1 protein-coding gene is annotated in these 517 nt (G+C 68.9%); it reads right to left on the reverse strand.

Annotation, left to right across the window (positions count from 1 at the left end; all coding sequences use genetic code 11):
* Positions 1-517 (reverse strand): AAA family ATPase (locus tag QHC67_RS19125; protein WP_319296755.1); only part of this gene is annotated, 517 nt, incomplete at both ends.

A 517-nucleotide genomic window follows, 5' to 3' on the forward strand; every position in this document is an offset into this window, starting at 1 on the left:
TGCCGTCGATGTCGCCCGAAGATGCCTTGGCTTCCTCGCGACGCGAAGCGTTTTCGGCTTCGGTGCGAACGATGCGATGGTCTGGCTCTTGATGCCGGCATCCGCGGCCAGGTCCGCGACCATCTTGTTCTGGAAGGCAAGACCGGTGACGTCGCGACCCTCCGCTTCGGCCACGCGGGCGACCGCCTCCAGCATGGTCGACTTGCCGGCGCCGGCGACGCCTTGCACGGTGACGGTGCGGTCCGCCGACGAGACGATCAGCGTCGCGGCGGCGAGCTGCCCAGGATTGAGATCGCGTGTGGCGGCTGCCTGGAGTCGCGCCGGCGCATCGCTGGCCGCGATGATCGGCGACGCCTTGCCGCGACCCGCCTCCACCGCTTTCAGGATGCTCTCCTCGGTGCGCAGAGCCTCCTGCGTCGTCACCATGCGGATGCCCTTGTCGCCATCGCGCACGGCGCCCGGGATGAGCTGCCGGTTCTCCACCATCTGCGCGATGCGACGCTCGACGGTGTCGATC

The sequence above is a fragment of the Sphingobium sp. genome (genome assembly GCF_033795625.1).
GTDB lineage: Bacteria > Pseudomonadota > Alphaproteobacteria > Sphingomonadales > Sphingomonadaceae > Sphingobium.